General features: G+C 60.2%; 2 protein-coding genes. Both read left to right on the top strand.

The features are described 5' to 3' along the window. Positions 1–738 precede the first annotated feature (738 nt). Entirely contained in the window at positions 739–2,004 is a 1,266-nt protein-coding gene (gene ltrA, locus ACTWPW_RS63225; protein WP_443174888.1) for a group II intron reverse transcriptase/maturase, read from the top strand. A 538-nt stretch (positions 2,005–2,542) separates the two neighbouring features. Then, the gene (gene ltrA, locus ACTWPW_RS63220) at positions 2,543–3,787 is read left to right on the top strand and encodes a group II intron reverse transcriptase/maturase (protein ID WP_443174887.1); all 1,245 of its coding nucleotides are present in this window, start codon (positions 2,543–2,545) and stop codon (positions 3,785–3,787) included. Positions 3,788–3,885 lie beyond the last annotated feature (98 nt).

The following is a 3,885-nucleotide window of genomic DNA, read 5'->3' as shown; positions in this document are numbered from 1 at the left end:
CAGTACTTCAGCGTCTTGTTGTGAACACGAACGCGGGAGGCGGAGAAGCGATGGCGCTTCACTGAACGCGGTGCTGTGTGAGAGATGGAGGTTTGTTGGCCCTCCAGAGCCGCTCTGCGGGGAGAGGCTCTAAACTACCCCGAGCTGCATTGGCTGATTGTGTCCTGAACGTGAAAGGGAGTTGGTCGTAGGACAGCTTTCTGAAAACGGTGCTGTGCGAGAGATGAAGGTATGGCCCTTCGAAGCCGCTCTGCGGAGGGAGGCTTCAAACCACCTCATGCTGCGCTAGCTAATGACTGCCGTGGTGAGCGATTGAGGAAAAGGCGTTGTAAGAGGCGTCAGGTGGGGATCGGGAAGACGAGCGCAAGCGAATCGTTGCTGAAGCGTCGTTAAGCAGACAGATGGCATCGAAACCGGGGTCTTTAGCTAACTCCGGGATGAGCCTGGCGGCTATCCGCTTACTGGCCAGGTGGTGTCCGGCGTGTAGACGACGTGAGCCCGGTCTGCCGCTCTCGCATGGAACAGGAGAAGGCGCGCTTCGATACCGTCACGCCGTACGGCGGGCGAGAGGGAGTTTCCCAAGTGGCGGACACCACAAGGGATCGAGTACCGATGCGGGGCGCGCTGGCGGACCGGTTCGTAGTAGTGATGAAGCTCCTGTAACGGGAGTGGAGCGAAGGGGCCGGGCCATTCGTGACGTGGTTTATCTAGACAACCGGGATTCCTGGGAGGACCTACATGAACGCGTTGAAGTCATCAGGCAAGCCGTTTGATATTTCGAAGCGGGAAGTCTGGGAGGCGTACGAAGGAGTGAAAGCAAACAGAGGCGCACCCGGCGTGGATAGTCGTTCCATTGAGGACTTTGAGAAGGATCTGAAAAGCAACCTTTACAAGATCTGGAACAGAATGTCGTCAGGGACCTACTTTCCTCCGCCGGTACGTGCGGTGGAGATCCCCAAGTCGTCTCCCGGAGGCGGCGTGAGGATCTTGGGCGTGCCCACGGTGGCCGACAGAATCGCCCAGACCGTAGTGGCCAGGCATCTGATGGAACGGGTCGAGCCCGTTTTCCATGAAGATTCCTACGGCTACCGGCCTGGACGGTCGGCACTCGATGCGGTGGAACGCTGCCGTCAGCGCTGTTGGAAGAGGGACTGGGTGATCGATCTCGATGTCCAGAAGTTCTTCGACAGTGTCCGGTGGGACCTCATCGTCAAAGCCGTAGAGGCACACACCGATGCCCGTTGGGTGATTCTGTATGTGAAGCGATGGCTCCAAGCGCCGCTTCAACTGCCCGATGGGACCTTGCAAGTACGAGACCGAGGAACCCCACAGGGCTCAGCGGTTTCACCCGTGCTGGCGAACCTGTTCATGCATTATGCGTTCGATACGTGGCTGGCGCGGAAGTGGCCGGGTATCACGTTTGAGCGCTATGCCGACGACGCTGTGGTGCACTGCGTGTCGGAGCGTCAGGCCCGCGACGTGCTGGCCTCGCTCATGGACAGGATGGAGGAGGTCGGGCTGCAATTACATCCCGACAAAACCAAGATCGTGTACTGCCGGGATAGTAAGCGCCGACGGCCCTTCGGGCAGACGGAGTTCACTTTTCTCGGGTACACGTTTCGCGCGCGCACGAGCCGGAACAAACACGGACGGCGGTCCACGTCATTCGCGCCGGCAATCAGCAAGGAAGCTCTGAAGAGGATCAGTGCGGAGGTCCGCAGGTGGCGGGTCCACACCCGTTCCGACCTCTCCTTCGCAGAGCTCGCACGGCGGATCAATCCGATCGTGCGGGGATGGATGCAGTATTTTGGCCGGTTCTACCGGTCAGCACTTGCTCCCCTCCTGATGCGCATCAATGCCTACTTGGTGCGGTGGATCCGCCAGAAGTACAAGAAGCTCGCGGCGCTGCGGAAAGCACTCCAGAAGATGTGGGAAATCGCCGCACGGTATCCCCATATGTTCGCGCACTGGAAGTGGACCACAGTGCCGTCCGTGGCCTGGTGATCAGAGTGGCAAGAGCCGTGTAACGGGCGACTGTTACGCACGGTTCTGTGAGAGCCGAGGGGTGAGATTCCCCTCGGCTACTCGGCAGACCGTTGTGGTGAACGTCGTGGGAAAAGGCGCGACCTGATCGCGTCAGGTGTGGTCCGGGAAGATGAGCGATGGGCGCAAGCTCTCTGCCGTCGACGTGTCGAAAAGAAGTCAGATGAGATCGAAACTGGAGTCGCAAAACTACTCCGGGATGAGTCTGGGGGATACCCGTTTACTGCCCAGGCGGTCTCCGGCATATAGGCAGCATGAGCCCGGACAAGGCTCTCGCATGGAACGTGTGAAGGCGCGTCCCGATACTGTCGCCGAACTTGGTGGCGAGAGGGAGGACTCCAAGCGGCAAATCCGCGAGGAGCAGAGTACCGATGCGGAGACGCGCCGGCGGACTCGCCCGTAGTAGCTGGGAAGCCTCTGCGTATCGCAGTGGAGGTGGAGCCAAGGGGCGGGGTTGTCCTGGCGAACGAATGCGATCAACCGAGAAGGGAGGAATCGCATGAGTGAGCCGAAGTCTCAGGTCAAGTCGCACGACATACCAAAACGTCTGGTGTGGGGTGCGTGGCTGAAAGTGAAAGAGAATGGAGGGGCGGCCGGGGCCGATGGCGTGACGATCGCCCAGTTCGAGGAGAAGCTGAAAGACAATCTCTACAAACTGTGGAATCGCATGTCCTCGGGCAGCTACTTTCCCGGTCCAGTCCGCGCGGCGGAGATACCAAAGAAGGGTGGGACGCGGGTTCTTGGCATTCCGAACGTGGTCGACAGGGTGGCGCAGACGGTGGCGGTCATGGCGTTGGAGCCGGACGTGGAGAAGGTGTTCCACGACGACTCCTACGGCTATCGCCCCGGACGGTCACCGCTGGACGCGGTCAAGGTGTGCCGACAACGGTGCTTCAAGAAGGACTGGGTCGTCGATCTGGACGTCAAAGCCTTCTTCGACTCCGTGCCGTGGGATCTGATGCTGAAGGCGGTCGAGCGGCACACGGACTCGAAATGGGTCCTTCTCTATGTGGAGCGCTGGCTCAAAGCACCGATGCTGATGTCCGATGGCACCCTCGCCTCCCGGACGAAGGGCACGCCACAAGGCGGCCCGATATCTCCTTTGCTCGCCAACCTGTTTCTGCACTACGGCTTCGACATGTGGATGGCTCGGGAGTTCCCAGCCGTCACATTCGAGCGGTTTGCAGACGACGTGGTGGTCCATTGTGTGACCGAGCGGCAAGCCCGTCAGGTATGGGTGGCAATAGAAGGTCGGTTCGCCGAGATCGGGCTGGTCCTCCATCCCGATAAGACGAAGATCGTGTATTGCAAGGACAGTAGACGCCGCTTGGAGTTCGAGGCGGTGACGTTCACGTTCTGCGGGTATGCGTTCCGTCCGCGGATGGCGTTCGACAAGACCCGGAAACAGGTATACACCGGATTCTTGCCAGCGGTGTCTCCGGACAAGCTGACCGAGATGAGCCGCAAGCTAGCGGCCTGGCGGATCCACCGGCGCACGAATCAGACACTCAGCGAGATCGCGCGATGGCTGAACCCAGTCCTGCGGGGCTGGTTCAACTACTTCACCGTGTTCTATCCGAGCAGGGTGAAACCCCTCTGTGAGCGCATCGACCGCCATCTGATGCGCTGGGCGATACGGAAGTACGAGCGGCTGAAACGCAGCGAAAAGAAAGCGCGGCAATGGCTGAAAGTGGTCCGGGAACGGGCTCCCCGGCTGTTCGCGCACTGGGAACTGCGGTATTGACCTGATGATTGGACGGCACGAGCCGGATGAATCGAGAGGTTCACGTCCGGATCTGTGGGGGCGGGCAGGTGAGATTCCTGCCCGCTACCCGGCAAGCT

The organism is Nonomuraea sp. KM90 (assembly GCF_052246675.1).
Lineage (GTDB): Bacteria > Actinomycetota > Actinomycetes > Streptosporangiales > Streptosporangiaceae > Nonomuraea.
This window is presented reverse-complemented; position numbering and strand designations above follow the sequence as displayed.

Excerpts from the sequence above, each read along its gene's own strand:
- ltrA (WP_443174888.1), top strand. The coding sequence starts at position 739 with ATGAACGCGTTGAAGTCATCAGGCAAGCCGTTTGATATTTCGAAGCGG.
- ltrA (WP_443174887.1), top strand. The coding sequence starts at position 2,543 with ATGAGTGAGCCGAAGTCTCAGGTCAAGTCGCACGACATACCAAAACGT.